This is a genomic window from Streptomyces xingningensis, from assembly GCF_054957865.1.
The window spans coordinates 1-19,557 of the sequence record NZ_JBDJPF010000029.1; the positions used below are offsets into that span (position 1 = coordinate 1).

Below are 19,557 nucleotides of genomic sequence, written 5' to 3' on the forward strand. Positions count from 1 at the left end.
GATGCACCGCACCAGACACCGCAGGGCCCGCACCGACCCATCGGACACCCCCTAACGGCACCGGGCGGCAGCCGATATTGAGATGCGGGCCGGCCGGGGCGGACCTAAGGTCAACCCTCGTGGAACCGCTCAATGAGAAACAGATCCGCTCATCCTTCGTAAACTGCACCAAGGGCGAAGCGGCGCGGCTGCGGCTGCCCATCGATTTCGCCGAACTGCCCTGGGAGGACCTGGACTTCCTGGGCTGGGTGGATCCCGGAGCGCCGTTGCGGGCGCATCTCGTGCTGCCCCGGGCGCAGGACCCGTTGGGTATCTCACTACGGGTGCCCTCCGCGAGACGCGTCAGTGCCGTGAAGTCCAGCATGTGCCAGATATGCCTGACAGCCCATGCCTCCACCGGGGTCACCTTGCTCGCCGCCCCCTTGGCGGGCGCCCGGGGCCGCGAGGGCAACACGGCCGGCATCTATATCTGCGCGGACCTCGCCTGCTCCCTGTATCTGCGGGGCAAGCGGCAGCCGAAGCTGCGTTCCGTGCCGTATGAGGAGTCCCTGACCCTGGATGAGCGCCTTGCGCGCATGTCGGGCAACCTGGATTCCTTCGTGGCCAAGATCACCGCAAAGTAAGCCTCCGCGCCGGAGGGTTGGACAGGGTCCCGGGGCCGCCGTCAAAGAAGTTTCGGGGGTCCGGCGGACTCCCTATCGTTGCCATGGCCAATCGGAACACCGACAACACCCGGAGAACCGGCCATGCGCAAAATACCCACTCTGTTCCGTCGCGACCCGGGCGACCGCCGGTATGTCCTGCCCGAGGTGACGCCCGGCTGCGCATGGGTGCTCGCCGGTGAAGGCGCACCCACCCGGAAGTACGACGGCACCTGCGTCATGCTCGACGAGTCCGGCCGGTGGTGGGCCCGGCGTGAGGTGAAACCCGGCAAGGCGGCCCCGGCCGACTACCGACCGGTGGAGACGGACGAGTTGACCGGCAAGACCGTCGGGTGGGAGCCGGTCGGCCAGTCGGGATTCGCGAGGTTCCATGCCGAGGCGCTGGCCGCGGCGGAGGAAGCCGGCACCCGGGGCCCCTGGCCGGCGGGGACGTATGAGCTGATCGGCCCGAAGATCAACGGCAACCCGGAGCGGAGTGCCGGGCACCGGCTGGTGCGACACCAGGACGCCGAGGTCCTCACCGTGCCCGGGCTGACCTTCGAGGGCATCCGGGAGGCCGTGCTGCTCCAGGCCCGGCATGGGGTGGAGGGCATCGTGTGGCACCGGAACCCGGGCGACCCGGACACCGAGATGGCGAAGATCAAGGCCAGGGACTTTCCCCGGTGAGCGCCTGGCCGACGGAGTCGGCGCCCCGGTCTTGAGGCGAGCCGGTCAGGTCTGCGGCCGCGCGGCGAGCGCGTTACCCCGCCAGTACGGTCGGTACGCCGTCGGCCTCGGTGGCCGATGCCGCGGCCGCGATCACCGTGGCCCGCGCCGTGGCCGGCTCCGTGCCCGCGGCATCGCCGCGCCGCGCCGCCACCACCGGCCCAGGCAGCCAATCGCCGTTCCCACCAGCACAGTTGTGCCCACCGCGATGGCCCAGTCGCGTGGATAGTCCAGCGGCAGCACCGACGGGTTCTGCACCGGCCCCGGCCGGAAGAGCACCGGATAGGCCACGGCCGTCAACGACGCCGCCACCAGCAGCGTCCCGCGCACCACCCGCCGTCCGGGCAGCCGGGCCACGGCCAGGCCCACCGCCAGCGTCAAGGGCGCAACCACCGCGTCATGCGCGATCAGGGCGCCGGCCAGCCAGCGCGCCACCGCCCAGGGATCCTGCGCGTCCTCGCCGAACAGCAGCACCCACCCGCCGAATCCCATCAGCCCGACCCCGGCCGCACCCAGGACCACCCGCATCACAACACCTCCAGCCGGGAAACCCACTTGGTCTGGAGCACCCCGGGCCGGTTGGGGGCGATGATCCGCGCCGGCCGGCCGTGGTCCAAGGTCAGCTCCGCGCCATTGAGGCGCAGGGCCAGCAGGGTGAGCGGGTCGCGGGCATAGGTGTGGGGCATCACCATCACCCGGTACGCACCCCGCCGCTCCAGGGAGGTGACGCGGACCAGCGCGCCCGGCGGCGCGCCCGCGCGGTCCAGCAGATCGCGGATCCGTACGCCCGTCCAGCGGGCCGACTTGCTCCAGCCCTCCACACAGGCGATCGGCAGGGTCACCTCGTGCTGCGGCAGCGCGCGCAGCTCGTCCAGGGTCAGCAGGTAGGGGCGCGGTCCGTCGACCCGCAGCCGCCAGCTCCCCACCGCCTCCTCGGCCACGCCCGCGCGCGCCGCGGTCCGGTTGACCGGCAGGCCCGACGGGCCGTGGCCGGGATGGCGGGGAGCCAGCAGGTCCAGCCGGGCCAGTGGGGTGAAGGACTGGCCCACGGTCGTCACCGTCACCGCGCCCACCGCCACCCCCGTGGCGGTCAGCAGCGAGCGCCGGTCGACGGCGTCCCGTGCCGGAAGAGACCGCGTGCCCGGCGAGCGCAGCCGCCAATGAGCCCTGATCTCAGGGAACTTGACCGCCAGATGCAGCAGCAGCGAACCCAACAGCAGCCAGGCCACCGCGAAGTGCACCGGTACGAACGAGAACGGCCAGGGATACCACTGGGCCGTGTTGAACAGCCCGCTGAAGAGTTCAAAGACCGCCGAAGCGACCAGCACCGCCACCGACAACCGCTCCAGCGCATGCCCCACCGACCGCACCACGGGTCGGGTGAACAGCCGTGGATAGACCGTCCACAACTTGACCAGCAGCAGTGGAACCGCCGCGATGCCGCTCGCCACATGCAGCCCCTGGCTCACCCGGTAGCCCCAGACCGGGCGGCTGGGCAGCGCGTTCGCCAGGGCGTGCGGCGGGTGTTGGAGGACATGGCTGAGCACGCCGGTGACAAAGCACACCGCGACCGCCACCCCCAGCCACCGGCCGATCGCGGTGGCCGTCCGGGCGTCGTGCAGCGGGCCGGAGAAGGAGGGAAGGCGTGCGGGTTTCATGCCGTCCATCAGACCGTGCCCACCGGCCCGGACGGGTCGGCGGGCACCTTACGAAACGCGGACATCGGGCCCGTACCCCTCCGCCGCGCGCCCTCCCGGTGCCAGGCTGAACGGCGTGATCCACCGCACCGTCGTCGCCGCCGTGCCGCTCGCCGCCCTCACCGCCGTACTCGCCGGGACCATCCGCAGCGACGGCTACACCACCGGCCCCGTCACCCTCGTCGGCTGGTACGCCGCCGCCTGGGCGCTGTTCGGCGTGGCCGTCCTGGCGCTGCGGAAGGTCCCCGCCCGGCAGGTGGCGCCCCTGGTGCTGGCCGGGGCCGTCGTCGTCGCCGCGACCGGGCTGCTCGCCGAACCGCGCACCAGCTCGGACTCCTACCGCTACGCCTGGGACGGGCGGGTGCAGGCCGCCGGTATCTCACCGTATGACCACGCACCCCAGGACCCGGCGCTCCAGCGGCTGCGCGACGGCTGGCTGTTCCCCGAAGGCGCGGGCTGCGCGGGCCCCGAGCGGTTCCGGGTCCCGCCGGAAGGCGGGCACCCGGTGGCCTGCACCCGCATCAACCGGCCGTCCGTGCACACCATTTACCCGCCCATCGCCGAGGGCTACTTCCTGCTGGTCCACGAGCTCTCCCCGCCCGGCGCCCGGCACAAGCCGCTCCAGGCGGGCGGGGCGGTGCTCGCCGTGGCCACCTCGGGGCTGCTGCTGTACGCGCTGCGGCGGCGCGGCCTGGACCCGCGCCATGCGGCGTACTGGGCCTGGTGCCCCGCGGTGCCCGTCGAGGCCGTCAACAACGCCCATGCCGATGTGCTGGGTGTGCTGCTGACCGTGGCCGCCTTCGCCACCCTGGCCGACGCGGCACCAGGCACCCGGCGGGCGCTGGGCGGTGCGCTGCTGGGCGCGGGCATCGCCGTCAAACTGCTGCCCGCCGTCACCCTGCCCGGCGCCCTGGGGCGGGGGCGGCGCGGTGCCCTGGCCGTACTGCTGCCCGCCGTGGCGGTCGTGGCGCTGGCCTATCTGCCCTATGCGCTGATCTCACACGGTTCGGTCTTCGGCTACCTCGGCGGCTATGCGGAGGAGGAGGGATACCAGGACGCCGCGGCCCGCAATCGCTACGCCTTGCTGCGGCTCGTCCTGCCCGCCTCCTGGGCGCTGCCCGCGGCACTGCTGGGGCTGCTGGCGGTGGCCGGGTATGTGCTACGGCGCGGTGACCCCGAACGGCCCTGGCGCGGCGCGCTGTTGGTGACCGGGGCGGCGTTCCTGCTGCTGACGCCCGGGTATTCGTGGTACGCGCTGCTGCTGGTCGCCCTGGTGGCGCTGGACGGGCGGTGGGAGTGGCTGGGGATCGCCATGGCCGGGGCGGCGAAGTATGTGGGGGGCCGGGCGGTGGGGGATCCCGATCTGCTGGGGACGGTTGCCTATGGGGTGGCGGGAGCGGCGGTCGTGGCCGGGTGGGCGGTGCGCCGCCGAGCGGTCGAATGGGCGTCCGGTGAATCCTGTCCTTCCGGGGCAGCGGGCGATCACGCCCATCGGCCCCGGTTGCCGCCTCCGCCCGCCGAGGCAGGCTGGAATCATGCCCGAGCTCCCCGAGGTCGAGGCCCTCGCCGTCTTCCTGGACGGGCGGTTGACCGGCCGCACGGTGGAGCGGATGCTGCCCGTCGCCATCAGCATGCTCAAGACCCATGACCCACGGCTGAGCTCCCTCGAGGGGTGCACGGTCACCAGAGTGCGCCGCCACGAAAGGAAACGACCCCGTAGTGCCTGGCGGCCAGCAATGACATGGACCCGTTGACGCGCCTTACCGCGATCCAAGATCCTCTTAATGGTCTAGACCTCTAGGCCGCCGTGGGGGCTCTTTCATGTGTGGCGGGGGCGCTCGAAGCACCCGTTGCGCGCTCCCTTGACGCACCCCGGGCACTAGGGCGATCGTCATGCAACTGATCGCAACGGGCTCGACACGGGGGGCAGTTAGGGCACTACTGTTCATCGGGATCGACCCCAACACTGAAGACGAGAAGTGCCCGGCGGCATGGGTGGACGTCGACATGAAACCCGAGCCGGACATCCTCTTCCAGCGACTCGGTATGGGCGCGTGGCATCCCGCATGAGGAGTACAAGGTCTAACCAACCCACGGCATCACCGGACAGCCAGATCATGCCCACCGTTCCTTCGTCCAGTGCCCAGGCAGCCCGCGAAGCCCTGGCAGGCCGGCTCAAAGAGATCAGGCGGGACGCAGGACTCACCGGGGGTGATCTGGCTGTCCGCTGCGGCTGGCACAAGGCCAAGTCATCACGGATCGAGAACGCCAAGACGGCTCCGTCGGACGCCGACATCCGTGCCTGGTGTGCCGCCTGCGGCGTCGAGGATCAGGCCGCCGACCTCATAGCGGCGAACCGTGCTGTTGAGTCCATGTACGTGCAGTGGAGGCGCCTTCACGGGAACAAGACGCTTCGGCACATCCAAGAGGGTCGTGTGCCTCTGCACGAGCGCACCAGGCTTTTCCGTACGTACAGTTCCGACCTCGTCCCCGGGTTCCTTCAGACCGAGGGATACGCGACGGCAGTCCTTCAGTCGGTCGTCTGGTTGAGGGAACTCCCGGATGACATCCCCGAGGCGGTAGCTGCCCGCCTCGCACGAGCACGCGTACTCCGCGAAGGAGACCACCGATTCGTCATGATCATCGAAGAAGACGTCCTTCGACACCAGATGGGCGACGCCGAGACCATGGCCGCACAGCTCGGACACCTTCTATCGGTGATGTCTCTGCCTTCGGTCAGCCTGGGCGTGATCCCCTTCAAGGGGCAGCGTCCCATCTGGCCCGTGGAGACGTTCAACGTCTACGACGACGAACAGGTGAGCGTCGAGCTGCTGACTGCCAAGGTCACCGTGACCGCCCCGGGCGAGGTTCGTGACTACCTCAAGACCTTCGCCGAGCTGCAAAAACGAGCCGTCTACGGCGCTCGGGCACGGTCGCTGATCGCCGCCGCGACCGAAGCCCTCGGGTGAGATCTGCAACTCACTGCAACTTTCTGGCACTTGCCGCCGCAGCGTCCCTACCGTCTCCGCATGACCACGGACACCGAAGCAGCCGCACAACAAGCCAACGTCTTCATGGAGGGCAAGAAGAAGGCCGATGACGTCGCCTTCATGCTCGGGCAGGTGCTCAAAATGATGGGCATCACGGTGGGCGACCAGGACTCCTGGCCCCAGCTGATGGGGCGTGCCTCGCTCAGTGGCGAGCCGTCCGTCTTCCTGGGAAGCGTCCCGTTGCCCACGGCCAAGAAGATCGCGAACGCGCTGGTCTGTGCCGAGTCGGTGCGTCGGTCGCAGGACACGTAGACCGGATCATGGCGCACGGGTACGTGCCACGAACTCCCGCCCGGTCGTCCTCGTGGCCGTTGATGGCCGGGCGGGTCAGCAGGTGCACGTCGATCCACTTCAACGAGTGAAAGGGAACGGCATGGCGACAGCATTACCCGTCGAGCGGACCACAACTCGGTTTCTGTGGCTGGACTTCACGCGGAAGTGTCAGCTCTCGTGCACGCACTGCTACAGCTCGTCGGGGCCTGATGGCGACCACGGCGCGATGATCCGGGACGACTGGTTCAAGGTCTTGGACCAGGCCGCCGAGGTGGGCGTCGAGCGTGTCACCTTCATCGGTGGAGAGCCGACCATGTACCCGCACGCGATTGAGATCGCGGACCGTGCTCTGACGCTCGACATGAGCGTTGAGGTCTACAGTAATTTGGTTCACGTGTCCGACGCATGGTGGACGTTGCTCCAGCGTGCGGGCATGTCCCTCGCCACGTCGTACTACTCGAACAAGGCTGTGGAGCACAACGAGGTCACCCGTCGTCCGAGCCACCCCCGGACCCGCTCCAACATCATCAAGGCGATCGAACTCGGCGTTCCGATCCGAGCCGGCATCGTCGGAGACAACGAGCAGATCATCGAAGCAGCGAAGGCCGATCTGGAGTCGATCGGCGTCTCTCGGATCGGGATCGACCGCATCCGAGAGTTCGGACGGGCGTGCGGTGGCCAGGAGCCGGACGTGTCGAATTTGTGTGGGGGGTGTGGTGACGGCAGGGCCTCGATCGACCCGACCGGCACGGTCTCCCCGTGCGTCTTCTCCACCTGGATGGGTGTCGGCAACGTCCGCGAGGACTCGCTGACCTCTATCCTGAGCGGTCCTACTCTGGCTGAGGCCCTTGACACCCTCCGAGCCGACTGGGGGAAGAAAGACAAGGACAACGACGACCAGGGTCAGAACAAGCCGTGCACCCCTGACTGCGTCCCGAAGAACCCGTGCGACCCGAGATGCGAACCGAACGATGCGTGCCGTCCGGGAACGCCAACTACTTGCCGACCCAGGGTCTAGCGGGTTCGAAAGGAACTGATTTGACTGAACTGCCCGACGGGCACTTCCGAGAGCTGATCCGCCCGTACACTGGCGAAGTCGCTCAAGTACATGTTCCGAAGCAGGGGTTCACCACGGAGTTCGCTGCGGTTATCGGCAGTGAGAAGGGGTCGTTCTTCGTCAAGGCCATGTTCAACCGGCCGGGAGGACGACGGGACTCCATCCTTCGGGAGCGGGAGATCAACCCCTACGTACAGCCTCTCTCGCCCCGACTGCTGTGGAGCATTGACGGGGACGACGCCGGGTGGATCATCCTCGGGTTCGAAGTCATCGACGGGCGCGGCCTTGACTTCGAGCCGGACTCGTCGGATCTCCATATCGCCGTGGACCTTCTCAACCGTGCGGCGAGCCTGGAGTTGCCCGACGTCGCACGGGACTGGCGGGAAGACCGGTGGGACCCCTACGTGGGCAGCGAAGACGAGCTGGCGTTCTTCCATGGTGACGCTCTGCTGCATACCGATATCAACCCGTCCAACTTGGTGGTAGGGGATGGGGGCGCATGGCTTATCGACTGGTCATGGCCCACACGCGGGGCAGCGTTCATCGACCCGGCCTGTTTCGTCGTGCAGCTGGTGTCAGCCGGCCACAGCCCCGAGTCCGCCGAAGGGTGGGCGGCCCGCTGTACCGCGTGGGCGAACGCGGACCCCAAAGCGATCGACGTGTTCGCCGCGGCCGATCTGCGTATGCACCGTGCTATCGCCGACCAGCGTCCCGATGAGGCGTGGCTCACGGCCATGGCGGATGCTGCTCAGGCATGGGCTGACTACCGGGGCGTCTCGACCAGCTGAGGTGTTGGGGCCCACCTGCCAGACGGGCGGACAGCCGCCGGCCGACCGGCGGCTGTCCCGGCTGCTGAAATAGCTGCTCAATCCTGCGGAATCCCGCGGGAGTCCGCATGCGCGAGCTCGGAATGCCGGTAGGAGTACGAGAAGTACACCGCCATGCCGATCACAAACCACACCGCGAACCGCACCCAGGTCTGCCACGCCAGATAGGTGATCAGCCAGATCGAGGCCGCCACCCCGATCGCGGGCACCACCGGAACTCCCGGACAGCGGAAGGAGCGTGGCAGGTCCGGCCGCTTGTAGCGCAGCACGATCACCGCGGTGCACACCACCGCGAAAGCCAGCAGAATGCCGATGTTGGTCAGCTCGGCGGCCTCGCCGATGGGAACGAGCCCGGCGATCACCGCGGAGGCCCCGCCGACGATCCAGGTCACCCGGGTGGGGACGTGCCGCGTCGGATGGGTCTTGGCGAACCACTTCGGCAGCAGTCCGTCCCGGCTCATCGCGAACCACACCCGCGTCACACCGAGCATAAAGGTGAACATCACCGTGAGAATGCCGATGATCGCGCCGACCGCGATGACATCCGCGATGCCGCCCAGCCCCACCGACTTGAAGGCGGTGGAGAAACCGCTCGCCTTGTCGATGTCCTGATAGTTCTGCATGCCGGTCAGCACCAGACAGGCCAGGACGTACAGCACCATGGAAATGGCGAGGGAGAGCAGGATCGCCCTGGGCATATGGTGCTGGGCGTCCTTGGATTCCTCGGCCGCCGTGGACATGGCGTCATACCCGAAGACCGCGAAGAAGACCGTCGCCGCACCGGTGAACGCACCGCTGACACCGAAGGGGAAGAACGGGGTGTAGTTGCCGCTCTTGATGTGGAAGAAGCCCACGGCGATCACCATCAGCACCACCACGACCTTCAGCCCCACGACAATGGTTTCAAAGCGGGCCGCGTTCTTGATGCCGAGGGTGAGCAGGTAGGCGATCAGCAGGCACAGCACCGCCGCGAAGATGTCGAACCGGTGCCCGTGCCCGGTGCCCGGCGCGCCCAGCATCCAGTCGGGCAGATGGGCGCCGGTCTCCTTGAGCAGGAAGTTGACATAGCCGGAAATGCCGATGGCGACCACCGAGACGATCGCCGTGTATTCGAGCAGCAAATCCCAGCCGATGAACCAGCCGCCGATCTCGCCGAGCACGGCATAGCCATAGGTGTAGGCGGAGCCGGCGCGTGGGATCAGGCCCGCGAACTCCGCGTAGGAGAAAGCGGCGGCCGCGCTTGCGACGCCCGCGATGAGGAACGAGACCAGCACGGCCGGGCCCGCCGTGCCATTGGCGATGGTGCCCGCCAGGCTGAAGATGCCCGCCCCGATGATGCCGCCGACGCCGATGGCCGTCAGCTGCCACAGGCCCAGGGTGCGGGTCAGCCGCTGCGCGGGCCCGCCGCCCTCGGCCGTCTCCGCTTCCTCGATCGTCTCGATCGGCTTGCGGCGCAGTACGCCCTGACCCGCTCTCAGCCCGGCCATCGCGTTGTCCTCTCGTCGACGCTGACCGCCGATCATCATGGCCGAGCGCGGGCGGCGACGGAAGACGCCGTCCCGGCCCGGCCGTCCCGTCAGCCGATGGCGGGTACCGCCGCCGACCGGGCGGTGCCCCAGGGGGACGGCCGGGAGCCGACGGTGAAGTCCAGCCGGTCACCGTCGCGGATCGCCGCCGTCGTCAGATAGGTACGGTCGAACTTGCGTCCATCCAGCCGCGCCGATTGGATGTACCGGTCGGACTCCGAGGTGTCCCGGGCGGTCAGGGTGAAACGCCCGCGCGGATACCAGCGCCGGTCCAGGCGCAGGTCGACACGGTCGAAGACCGGAGTGCTCAGCCCCCACATATCCGTCCCCGACTGCACCGGGTAGACGCCGATGGCCGACAGCACCATCCACGCGGACATGGTGCCCAGGTCGTCATTGCCGGGTACGCCGGCGGGGGTGTCGGTGAACAGGCCGATCGCGGCATGGGTCACATCCGGTGTCTTCCACGGCTGGCCGGTGGCGAGGTAGGTGTACGGGGCGTTCAGGTCCGGCTCGTTCTCCGGGTTGTACTTGTCGGCGTTGTAGTAGTCGTACGGGCCGTGGACCCACACCTCGCGCGCGGTGCGGTCCGGGTCGGCGAGCAGCCGGTCATAGGCGAAGAAGGAGTCCAGCCGCCGGTTCGCCGCGTCCCGTCCGCCGATCAACTCGACCATGCCGGGCAGGTCCTGGGGCACCAGCCACTGGTACTGCCAGGCCGTGCCCTCGTGGAAGCCGGGGCTCTTCGCCGGGTCGGCGGAACCGGTGAACGCGCCCTGCGCGTCGCGGGGCCGGAAGAAACGGGTGCTCGGGTCGTAGATCCTGCGGTAGTTGCGCGACCGGGCCGCATAGCGCTCGGCGTCCGCGCGGTGTCCGAGATCATGGGCCATCCTGGCGAGCGCCCCGTCGGCGAGCGCGTACTCAAGGGTGGCCGAGGCGCCCTGATCGGCGTCGGGCTCGCCCGGCTTGCGCCGGACCTCATGGGGCAGCAGCGGCACATAACCGTTCCTGATGTAGGGCACATTGGCGCTGCGGCCGACCGCCGGGGAGTCGGCCGGGGGCACTCCGTCCGCGTTCTTCCGCAGCGCCCGGTAGGCCTCCTCCTCGTGGCCCGCCAACAGCCCTTGCGCATAGGCATGGGTGAGGAAGGGCGTCACCGGGTCGCCCGTCATCACATTCGTCTCGACCGTGCCATAGCCCCACTTGGGCAGCCAGCCGCTGTCGGCGTCGACGCGCAGCACGGACAGCGCCATGTCCCGCGCCTCGCGCGGGGCGAGCAGGGACAGCAGCTGGGCCTGGGTGCGGTAGGTGTCCCACAGCGACCAGTTCTGGTAGTACGTAAAGCCGTTGGCGCGGTGGATCCGCTGGTCCCAGCCGGTGTAGCGGCCATCGGCGTCGCTGCCGATGTTGGGGTGGAGGAACGCGCGGTAGAGCGAGGAGTAGAAGGTCCGGCGCAGCGTCCCGTCCCCGCCCCGGACCCGCACATCGCGCAGCCGCCGTGCCCAGGACTGCCAGGCGGCCTCGGCGGTGCGGTCGAAACTCGCCTCCTCCGTACGGAGGTTGAGCTCGGCGCCCCGGGCGTCCACATAGCTGATCGCGGTGGTGGCCTCGACCTCCCGGTCCCGGGTGGTGTCGAAGCGGACCCAGGCACCGGAGCGGCCGGCGCCGGCCGACGCCCGGGGGCTGCCGCTCAGGCGGTTGCCCTCCCAGGTGCCATAGGCGGTGAAGGGGCGGTCGAAGCGGGTGAGGGTGTGCAGGGTGTACGGGCGGGTGTCCTGGCCGCAGAAGCCGCGCCCGGTGATGGTGGCGCGCACCGTGCGGTCGTCCACGACCTCGATGGCGCTGGAGACGGGCTTGTGCAGGGACTGCCCGGAGTTGAGCAGGACGTTGGCCTTCTCGGTGGCCGGGAAGGTGTAGCGCTGGCGTCCGGTGCGGGCGGTCGCCGTCAGCTCGGCGGTGATGCCTCCGTAGGAGGCGAGCCGGACGCGGTAGTAGCCGGGGTGGGCGGTCTCCTCGCGGTGGCTGAACTCGGCCGCGTAGCGGGCGTAGTCGGTCTCGGTGACCTCGCCGGTGGTGGGCAGCACGGGCAGGTCGCCGCCGAGGGCGCAGCCCACGCCGGACAGGTGCACGGTGCTGAAGCCGCGGATGTGGCTCTCCTGGTAGTCGTAGCCGGTGTAGTGCCCGGTGTCGGGGGAGAGTTGCACCATGCCGAAGGGCACGGTGGCGCCGGGGAAGGTGTTGCCCTCGTTGGCGGTGCCGATGAAGGGGTTCACCAGGGTGGTGGGGTCACCGGCCGCGGCGGCCGGCCGTGGTGGCGCCAGCGCGGTGCCGCCCAGCGCCGCCACCAGGGCGAGCGCGACCGTGCAGGAGTGCCGCAGCGGGGATCCGGTCCGTCTCCACCTCATCGTCCACGCCCTTCATCGATGCTCCGGCCCTGCGCTGACATCGTTGTCAGGCCGAGGCTCGCCCGGGGGGCTTGGGGAGTCAAGGACGCGCCGAATGGTGGGCGTGGTCCTCCGGTCGCCCGGCCTGTCCTTTTCCGTCACATGACGCTACGTCAGGCAGGGCTGTCGGTGTACAGTACCGGCATTCTGTTCGAATGCCGCCCCGACCGGTGGCGCACCGCCGGGTTCCCCGCCGGCCTGGCCCGAGGCCGGCCCGCCGACCGTCGTCGCCGTCCTGCTCGGCGCCCTGCCCGGCCGGCTCGCCCCCGCACCCCCGACGCCCGTCCCGCAGGAGGTCACCGCGTGATCCGCAGCGGACCGCCGGGCGGTATTTGACGCGTCGGTAACCTTTACCTCCGGCTTCCCGCGCTGAACTCCCAAGGAGAACCGTATGTCGCCATCCGTACGCCCCAGAGCGGCCCTCACCGTACCCGCGGCGCTGCTCGGGGCGGCCCTGCTCCTCACCGGCGGCGTCGGCCTCGCCGTCGCCGATGAAACGCCCAAGGAGGAGCCGAAGGCCACTGTGCCGCTGCCCAACTCGGCCGAGGCCGCGGCCTCCTGGGCCGCCTCCCAGTTCACCGCGAGCGCCCACGCCAACCGTGACCATGGACTGACGGCGGACATTGTGATAGGCCTGGCGGCCTCCCACACATCGGGCAAGACCGCCGAGATCGCGACCAACTGGCTCAAGAACAACGCCGGTGAGTACATCACCCATAACGTCAAGGGCGACGTCAACGCCGGAGGCACCGCCAAACTCGCGCTTGTCGCCGCGATAGAAGGCCGCAATCCCGAGCAGTTCGGCCACTACAACCTGATCGAGCTGTTGCTCGGCACACTCAAGGAGAACGGCCGCTTCGCCGACAAGGCGAAGACGGACAACTCCAATCAGTTCACCCAGGCCCTCGCCATCCTGGCGCTGAAGCGGGTCGGCAAGGTGCCGGACAAGGCCGTGGATTTCCTCGCCAACTCCCGGTGCGCCGATGGCGGGTACCCGCTCCAGCTGAAGGACGACCCCGCCGGGAAGTGCACCACCTCGGACGCCGACAGCACCGGTATGGCCGTGCAGGCCCTCCTCGCCGCCGGGAGGACGAAGGATGCCAAGCCGGCGCTCGACTGGCTGGTGAGCAGGCAGCTCCCGGACGGGAGTTTCGCGTCCAAGGGTTCCAGGGGGAATTCCTACAGCACCGCCCTCGACGTTCAGGCGCTGATCGCCGGAGGCCGGACGAAGGCGGCGGAGAAGGGCCTCAAGTGGCTGCGCAGCGTCCAGATCGGCTGCTCCGGCAAGCCCGAGGACCGCGGTGCGGTCGGCCATGACAAGCCCGTTGTGGAAGAGGACAAGACGCTGCGCGCCACCGCACAGGCCATCCCGGCCCTGGCGGAACAGTTCCTTGACGAGATCGACGGGACCAAGTCCCACCCCGCGCAGCATGTGATCGAGTGCTCCTCGGAGGGCAACACCTCGGGCAGCACGGGCAGTTCCGGAAACAGCGGAGGCATCAGCGGCACGGGCGGTACATCCGGCACCTCGGGCACGTCCGGCACGCCCGGCGCCAACACGGGCGGAACCGGCACCCCGGCACCCAGCCCCTCCGCCTCGGGCACACCCACCCCCTCCACCTCGCCCACCGCAGAGACCGGCTCCGGCGGCTCGAGCGGCACCGGCACCTCGGGCACCGACTCGGGCTCCGGTGGCACCGGCTCCAACTCCGGCAGCGGCAGCTCCGGTACGGGCGGCAACGGCAGCCTCGCCGCCACCGGCATGCGCACCGCCTACCCCGCTGCCCTCGGCGCGGGCGCCCTCCTGGTCACCGGCGCAGCGGCCGTCACCCTGGCCCGCCGTCGCCACCGCGGCGCGTAACCACTCCCTCCGATACCCGACCGAAGGAACCACCCGTCCCATGCGCCTCCATGAACTCGCCGCGGTAGGGCCGTTCTTCGCCCTCCGCACCGAGGACGAGCCCGGAGGCGGCCCCGGGGAGCCCTATGAGCCCGGCTATTTGCCCCTGGCGGATCCGCGGGCGGTACGGCTCCGGGTGGACACCGTGGCCGAACGGCTGGCGACGGACGACCGGCGGGTCGCCGCGTCCGTCGCCTTCCAGGGCATCGCCGGACGCCTCCTGTCCATCGCCCTCGGCTCCGCCGTACTGACCGGCCGGGTCATCGACCTCTCGACTGACACCCTGCAGTGGCACCCCGCCCGCACCGCCCCGGACGACCTCTGGCTGCCCCGCCCGGCGGCTCTCCCCCCGAACGGTGACGCGGCCGGGCAGATCGTGACCACGGTCCTGCTCGGCCGCCTCGTCCCGCTCCACCGCGCCATGGGCACGGTGGTCGCCATCTCCGCACAGCTGCTGTGGGGCAACGCCGGTTCGTCCCTCGCCGGTTCGCTGCGCGTACTGCACACCTGGTGCCTGGACCAGGGTCGCCCGCAGGACGCCTCCCGGGCTGTTTCTCTTGCCCGCACACTCTTCCGGCACCCACTGCTGTGCAACACGGGGACCCTGCGCACGGAGGGGAGTCCGTCCTTCGTCCGCCGTACCTGCTGTCTTTACTACCGGGTGCCCTCGGGCGGTGGCATGTGCGGCGACTGCGTGTTGAGGCATCCGCCTGCGCGGGGACCCAAGGCGGAGCGGTGAGGAACTGCAGTGTCCGCTGCGAAGGTGAGCCCGTGGCCCGGTCTGTCCGGCGAAGCCCTGACCGGGCCGGCAGGACCACCGCTCAGGTCTCGCGCCTTCCGGCGAGCAGGTCGCCGGTCTCGGTGCGCCGGTAGACCACGCGTCGGCCGACTCTCGTCCCGGCGACCAGGTCCGCGTCGCGCAGGACGGCCAGATGGCCCCCGATGGTGCCGAGCGACTGGTTGAGCTGCGCGGCCAGTTCGCTGCTGGTCGCGGGGTGCGCAAGCTCGTGGAGGATGGTCGCGCGGCCGGAGCCGATCAGCCGGGCGAGGGCGCGACCGGGCCCCGGGCGCGGGATCTCCGTGGCATATCCGCGGGCCGGATACACCTGGGCGTACTGTCCCGGTGGCCCCTCGCACAACCAGGTGCCGCTCGACATGCTCACCGGTACGAACAGCATCCCCTCGTCGCCGATGATGCGGTCCGGGCCGGTCCGGGCCGGGTTGCCGAAGCGGATCGCATCGGCGCCCACCCAGGTGCTGTGGCGGCTCATGTGCTGGAGAGCGCGGGGCCAGCCATAGGCGGCCAGCAGTCCCGCCCGGTAGGCGACATCCCGCTCCAGGAGTGCCCGGCGGCGCGGCCAGTCCGGGGAGACATGGGACTCCCACACCCGCCTCAGCAAGTCTGCCGTCCTGGCCGCCCAGCCCTGGCCGGACAGCCAGCTCAGGTCGTGGTGCTGCCAACTGTGTGCGACCGACTTCTCCAGCCCCGCGCGCACCTCTTCGTCGGGCACCCGGGCGACCTTCTCCAGCTCACCGGTGAGGGAGGTGCGCATCCCGCCCGACGGCGGGATGGCCACAAACTTGGGCAGCCATTTGGTCGAGCCGAACAATCCGGCCAAGCCCTTGGCGAAGGGATCCGTGTCAAGAGCGGCGAGGAACGCGCCGTGGTGACGGGCATGCCAGGAGGCCAGCCAGGGGCCGGGGCACGGCTTGCCCAGCACGTTCATCGTCCCCAGCGTCTCCGCCAGCGGGGACAGCGCGAACCGGGAACGGGACAGGGCCAGGGAACTCAACCGCAGCAGCGTCATCCTCGCCTCCTTTCGCCTGCTGGCGAAACAATAGTGTCCGTCCGGGCGGCCTCCAAGACTCTGGCCGGTGCGCAGCTCACCCCTCTTGAGACAGATGGCCTTCCGCTGGTTCTTCACCGGCCAGCTGGTGTCCCTGCTCGGCAGTTCCATGGCCCCGGTCGCCTTGGCCTTTGCGGTTCTGGACGCCTCGGGCAGCACCGGCGACCTCGGCACCGTGCTCGCCGCCCGGATGGTGCCGCTGCTGGCATTCCTGCTGGTGGGCGGGGCCACGGCCGACCGGTTCCCGCGCCGGACGGTGCTGCTGGCCACCAACCTGGGCTCCGCCCTCAGCCAAGGCGGCGTCGCCGGGCTCCTGTTGACCGGCCACTACGCCCTTCTCCCGGTGGCCGCACTGGAAGTCCTGAGCGGTGTCCTCGCCGCGTTCAGCACACCGGCCTTGCGTGGTGTGGTGCCCCAGCTCGTGGACCGGGAGCGGCTCCGGCAGGCGAATGCGCTGCTGGGGTCGGTGCGCAATGCCACAAAGATCCTCGGGCCGAGCCTGTCGGGCCTGCTGGTGGTGGTCGTGGGCAGCGGCCCGGCCATCGCCTTCGACGCGCTGACCTATCTGCTCGCGGCCGGGTGCCTGGCCCGTCTCCCCCTCGACACCGGCGCGGCCGCGCATCGGACACCCCCTGGGGCCGCCTCCCTGCTGACCGACATCCGGGACGGCTGGACCGAGTTCCGCCGCATCCGCTGGGTATGGATGGGGACCTTGTCGTTCGGCGTGATCAATCTGGTGCAGACCGGCACCTGGCAGATCCTGGGGCCTGCGCTCACCAAACAGACCGATTCCGAGGCGACTTGGGGATTTGTACTCAGCGCTCGCGGCGTCGGCCTGCTGGCGATGAGCGTGCTGATGTACCGGCTGACGGTCAAGCGCCTGCTGGGGCTCGGGCAGTTGACGAGTGCGCTCGCTGGGCTGCCCCTGCTGGTGCTCGGTGCGCAGCTGGGTGCCCCATGGCTGATCACCGGGGCCTTTGTTGCGGGGCTGGGCGTCTCCGTCACCGGCATTGCCTGGGACACCTCGCTGCAGGAGCATGTCCCCGCCCATGTGCTGTCACGCGTCTCGGCCTACAACGACCTGCTGTCCTATGTCGCGATCCCGGTCGGGCAGATGTGCGTGGGCCCGCTTGCCCGGGCGTTCGGCGGCTTCCGGGTGGCGATCGCCGTCGGCATGGTCTCCGCCGTGGCGGCCGTGGCTCCGCTGGCCTCCGCCGCCGTTCGCCGGTTGCCGCACGCCCCGGCCGGCCGTCAGGACGGGACGGATTCCATATAGGTTCCCCAAATGCGGGGCGGGAAGGTGTTCCCGCGCTGTTCCTTCCTGCCGCCGACATCCGACATCGGCAAGAGCTGTGACTTGTCCGGGCTGGTGCGGAACATGGTCACGGCCGTGGACAGGTCCTTGGCGCAGCCGATGAACCAGGCCGACTTCAGGCGGTCCTGGTCGCCGGTCCGGCCCGCCGCGAAGGGGCCGAGGCGCTTGGCCGTGGCGGCGTCCATATCGCGGATGCTTTTCACGCCCACCTGGCGCAGCACGCCGGAGACGTCCGCCGCCACGCCTTTGTCCAGCGCGCGCCGGGCCGGTGCCCGGTCGAAGCCGTCGACGGGTTCGCCGTCCTTGAGGAGTCTGGTCACCGAATAAGGAGCGTTCTGCATGCCCCGGTTGGCGAAGGTGCCATAGGCGCCCGCCATTCGTATGGCGCTGGGTGTCGATGTGCCGATGGGGAAAGTGTGTTCCAGCTTGACCATGCTGTCCTTCAGCAGACCGGAATCGACGGCGGTGTCCCGGACGCGTGTCAGTCCCACATCGTGGCCGAGCCGTGTGTAGGTCGCATTGCCCGAGTCGACCAGCGCCTGGCGGAGGGTGGGGTGTGATTCATCGGGCTGGGTGAAGCCGGGTTTGCCGGGGTCGGGCTGCAGGGTGCCGTTGCTGTCGTAGTAGCTGTCCGGGCGGACGTCCTGGGGCTTGCTGTCACCGTCCTGGTTTTCCGGGCGTGCACCGTGCTGGAGAGCGGCGGCAAGGACGAAGGGCTTGAAGGCGGATCCGACCGGGACGCCGGCCGTATCGGCGTTGTTGGCGAAGTGCTTGGTGGCGTCGGGGCCTCCGTAGAGGGCGATCACGGCACCGTCCGAGGGGCGTACGGAAGCGGCGCCGACCTGCACATCGGTGTCCGAGGACGGGCGCTTCCCGGGGTCGATGTCGTGGTTCAGCACGTCCTCCGCCGCCTTCTGCAGCTGCTGTGTTCTGGCCCTGTCGAAGGTGGTGTGGATCCGGTAGCCGCCATGGGCGAGGTCCTGGTCGGTGAGGTGGGTGCGTTGCTTGATGTATTTGTTGGCGACGTCGACGAGATAGCCGGTCTGGCCGGAGAGGCTGGTGGAGTTGGACTGTTTGCGGGGCTCGGGGAACGTCCGGTACCTGTCGCGCTCGGATGGGGACATGAGGCCCACCTTCACCTGCCGGTCGAGGATCCACTTCCAACGGTCCTGAGCGCGCTCGCGGTTCTTCTCGCCAAGCGCTGGATCGTACTGGTCCGCCCCCTTCAAAAGGGCGGCCAGAAAGGCGGATTGGCTGGGATCGAGCTCTCTGGCGGGGATGCCGTAATAGGCTTGCGCCGCGGCCTCTATGCCATAGGAACCACGGCCGAACCAGCTGGTGTTGAGGTAGCCCTGGAGAATCTCGGGCTTGCTCTTCTTCTGGTCCAGCTTCAGCGAGATGACAAACTCCTTGACCTTGCGGGTGACCGTCTGCTCCTGCGAGAGATAGGTGTTCTTCACATACTGCTGGGTGATGGTGGAACCGCCCTGGGTCTCCTTCCCCTGGATCCCACTCACCACCGCGCGCACCAGCCCCTTGAAGGAGACTCCGGAATCCCGGTAGAAGCTTTCGTTCTCCGCCGCTATCACCGCATCCTGGGTGCACTTCGGTACGTCGGACAGCTGGACGATGTTCCGGTTGACCGGCCCCAGGCTCACCATTTGTGAACCATCCGCCCAGTAGTAGGCGTTGGCGTCCTGGCGGGCCGCGTCATTTACGTCGGGTATTTCCACGCTCACATAGACATAGGCGAACAGGGCGCCGAGGCCACCGAGGAACAGCGTGGTGGTCCCCAGGACCAGCCGCCACGACGGCAGCCAGCGGCGGATGCCGCGCCGGCCCCGACGCGGATAGTCGATGAAACGTCTCCCGGCCTGGCCCACCGTGCGGTGATGGCGTGGCTTGTGCCGGTTTATGCCCATGGTCCCATTGCTCCTTGGCGGGGCGTCAGCCCTCGCATTTCTGACCGTACTTGGACGGAGATGAAGCGTGCCGTGACCAGGTTGGCGTGCTTGTATGAGCGTTTCGTGACAACGGGTCGCGTGGGCGGTGGTCGCTGCTCGACTGTGACCCGTTTACTCGCCTTGGTCCGTGATGTCGTATAGGGGTCGCATAGGGGTAGGGGCCGGCCGGGCCCGCAAATCCTACGGGCGTACCTACAGATCATCCGGGCGAGGGAATCCGGCCGGATTCCCTCCCCATCGGTGCTCTGTTGGCACCAGGATTCGTCCCCGTACCAGCAGATGCGGTGTCCGTG

The 19,557-nt window shown here is 69.3% G+C and carries 17 protein-coding genes; 11 read left to right on the forward strand and 6 right to left on the reverse strand.

Features of this window, described 5'->3' with window-relative positions:
* Positions 1-119: 119 nt before the first annotated feature.
* Positions 120-623 (forward strand): FBP domain-containing protein, encoded by a 504-nt coding sequence (locus tag ABCR83_RS16815; RefSeq protein WP_462695835.1) that lies wholly within the window; start codon positions 120-122, stop codon positions 621-623.
* A 123-nt stretch (positions 624-746) separates the two neighbouring features.
* On the forward strand, positions 747-1,328 hold the full coding sequence (locus ABCR83_RS16820; protein WP_462695836.1) for a hypothetical protein: 582 nt from the start codon (positions 747-749) through the stop codon (positions 1,326-1,328).
* Positions 1,329-1,460: 132 nt separating this feature from the next.
* Here the strand turns inward: ABCR83_RS16820 and ABCR83_RS16825 are convergent, their stop codons facing one another.
* Together ABCR83_RS16825 and ABCR83_RS16830 are read right to left on the reverse strand one after the other, a co-directional pair.
* Entirely contained in the window at positions 1,461-1,895 is a 435-nt protein-coding gene (locus ABCR83_RS16825; protein WP_462695837.1) for a hypothetical protein, read from the reverse strand.
* Positions 1,895-3,034 (reverse strand): molybdopterin-dependent oxidoreductase, encoded by a 1,140-nt coding sequence (locus ABCR83_RS16830; protein WP_462695838.1) that lies wholly within the window; start codon positions 3,032-3,034, stop codon positions 1,895-1,897. The genes ABCR83_RS16825 and ABCR83_RS16830 overlap by 1 nt, the downstream gene beginning before the upstream one ends.
* Positions 3,035-3,140: 106 nt before the next feature.
* On the opposite strand from ABCR83_RS16830, the gene ABCR83_RS16835 reads away from it, so the two are divergent.
* The 6 genes from ABCR83_RS16835 (at position 3,141) to ABCR83_RS16860 (ending at position 8,232) form a co-directional block, all read left to right on the forward strand.
* Positions 3,141-4,712 (forward strand): glycosyltransferase 87 family protein, encoded by a 1,572-nt coding sequence (locus ABCR83_RS16835; protein WP_462695839.1) that lies wholly within the window; start codon positions 3,141-3,143, stop codon positions 4,710-4,712.
* Positions 4,651-4,818: a hypothetical protein gene (locus ABCR83_RS16840; protein WP_462695841.1), complete on the forward strand. Its 168-nt coding sequence runs from the start codon at positions 4,651-4,653 to the stop codon at positions 4,816-4,818. Before ABCR83_RS16835 ends, ABCR83_RS16840 begins: the two co-directional genes overlap by 62 nt.
* A 363-nt stretch (positions 4,819-5,181) precedes the next feature.
* Positions 5,182-6,033, forward strand: a complete 852-nt coding sequence (locus tag ABCR83_RS16845) for a helix-turn-helix domain-containing protein (RefSeq protein ID WP_462695842.1) — start codon at positions 5,182-5,184, stop codon at positions 6,031-6,033.
* Between the two features lie 60 nt (positions 6,034-6,093).
* Positions 6,094-6,366: a hypothetical protein gene (locus ABCR83_RS16850; protein WP_462695843.1), complete on the forward strand. Its 273-nt coding sequence runs from the start codon at positions 6,094-6,096 to the stop codon at positions 6,364-6,366.
* A gap of 121 nt (positions 6,367-6,487) precedes the next feature.
* Positions 6,488-7,405, forward strand: coding sequence for a radical SAM/SPASM domain-containing protein (locus ABCR83_RS16855; protein ID WP_462695844.1), 918 nt, complete (start codon positions 6,488-6,490; stop codon positions 7,403-7,405).
* Between the two features lie 20 nt (positions 7,406-7,425).
* On the forward strand, positions 7,426-8,232 hold the full coding sequence (locus tag ABCR83_RS16860) for a protein kinase (protein ID WP_462695845.1): 807 nt from the start codon (positions 7,426-7,428) through the stop codon (positions 8,230-8,232).
* Positions 8,233-8,309: 77 nt separating this feature from the next.
* Here ABCR83_RS16860 and ABCR83_RS16865 read toward each other — a convergent pair whose 3' ends face one another.
* Positions 8,310-9,758 (reverse strand): amino acid permease, encoded by a 1,449-nt coding sequence (locus tag ABCR83_RS16865; RefSeq protein ID WP_462695846.1) that lies wholly within the window; start codon positions 9,756-9,758, stop codon positions 8,310-8,312.
* 89 nt (positions 9,759-9,847) lie between these two features.
* Complete coding sequence (locus ABCR83_RS16870) at positions 9,848-12,199, reverse strand: GH92 family glycosyl hydrolase (RefSeq protein WP_462695847.1); 2,352 nt, start codon at positions 12,197-12,199, stop codon at positions 9,848-9,850.
* Positions 12,200-12,629: 430 nt separating this feature from the next.
* Here ABCR83_RS16870 and ABCR83_RS16875 point away from each other — a divergent pair, with 430 nt between their 5' ends.
* Entirely contained in the window at positions 12,630-14,099 is a 1,470-nt protein-coding gene (locus tag ABCR83_RS16875; RefSeq protein WP_462695848.1) for a prenyltransferase/squalene oxidase repeat-containing protein, read from the forward strand.
* A gap of 40 nt (positions 14,100-14,139) precedes the next feature.
* Positions 14,140-14,877 (forward strand): (2Fe-2S)-binding protein, encoded by a 738-nt coding sequence (locus ABCR83_RS16880; RefSeq protein ID WP_462695849.1) that lies wholly within the window; start codon positions 14,140-14,142, stop codon positions 14,875-14,877.
* 82 nt (positions 14,878-14,959) lie between these two features.
* On the opposite strand, the gene ABCR83_RS16885 is transcribed toward ABCR83_RS16880, so the two are convergent.
* The gene (locus tag ABCR83_RS16885; RefSeq protein ID WP_462695850.1) at positions 14,960-15,946 is read right to left on the reverse strand and encodes an ArsR/SmtB family transcription factor; all 987 of its coding nucleotides are present in this window, start codon (positions 15,944-15,946) and stop codon (positions 14,960-14,962) included.
* 67 nt (positions 15,947-16,013) lie between these two features.
* On the opposite strand from ABCR83_RS16885, the gene ABCR83_RS16890 reads away from it, so the two are divergent.
* A complete protein-coding gene (locus tag ABCR83_RS16890; RefSeq protein WP_462695851.1) occupies positions 16,014-17,261 on the forward strand; it encodes an MFS transporter in 1,248 nt (415 codons plus the stop codon).
* Here the strand turns inward: ABCR83_RS16890 and ABCR83_RS16895 are convergent.
* Positions 17,237-19,222, reverse strand: coding sequence for a transglycosylase domain-containing protein (locus ABCR83_RS16895; protein WP_462695852.1), 1,986 nt, complete (start codon positions 19,220-19,222; stop codon positions 17,237-17,239). The two genes, ABCR83_RS16890 and ABCR83_RS16895, sit on opposite strands and share 25 nt — an antisense overlap.
* Positions 19,223-19,557 lie beyond the last annotated feature (335 nt).

Coding starts and splice junctions, on each gene's coding strand:
- ABCR83_RS16895 (WP_462695852.1), bottom strand. CDS start 19,222: ATGGGCATAAACCGGCACAAGCCACGCCATCACCGCACGGTGGGCCAG.
- ABCR83_RS16865 (WP_462695846.1), bottom strand. CDS start 9,758: ATGGCCGGGCTGAGAGCGGGTCAGGGCGTACTGCGCCGCAAGCCGATC.
- ABCR83_RS16820 (WP_462695836.1), top strand. CDS start 747: ATGCGCAAAATACCCACTCTGTTCCGTCGCGACCCGGGCGACCGCCGG.
- ABCR83_RS16830 (WP_462695838.1), bottom strand. CDS start 3,034: ATGGACGGCATGAAACCCGCACGCCTTCCCTCCTTCTCCGGCCCGCTG.
- ABCR83_RS16870 (WP_462695847.1), bottom strand. CDS start 12,199: ATGAGGTGGAGACGGACCGGATCCCCGCTGCGGCACTCCTGCACGGTC.
- ABCR83_RS16885 (WP_462695850.1), bottom strand. CDS start 15,946: ATGACGCTGCTGCGGTTGAGTTCCCTGGCCCTGTCCCGTTCCCGGTTC.
- ABCR83_RS16855 (WP_462695844.1), top strand. CDS start 6,488: ATGGCGACAGCATTACCCGTCGAGCGGACCACAACTCGGTTTCTGTGG.
- ABCR83_RS16845 (WP_462695842.1), top strand. CDS start 5,182: ATGCCCACCGTTCCTTCGTCCAGTGCCCAGGCAGCCCGCGAAGCCCTG.
- ABCR83_RS16825 (WP_462695837.1), bottom strand. CDS start 1,895: ATGCGGGTGGTCCTGGGTGCGGCCGGGGTCGGGCTGATGGGATTCGGC.
- ABCR83_RS16850 (WP_462695843.1), top strand. CDS start 6,094: ATGACCACGGACACCGAAGCAGCCGCACAACAAGCCAACGTCTTCATG.
- ABCR83_RS16880 (WP_462695849.1), top strand. CDS start 14,140: ATGCGCCTCCATGAACTCGCCGCGGTAGGGCCGTTCTTCGCCCTCCGC.
- ABCR83_RS16875 (WP_462695848.1), top strand. CDS start 12,630: ATGTCGCCATCCGTACGCCCCAGAGCGGCCCTCACCGTACCCGCGGCG.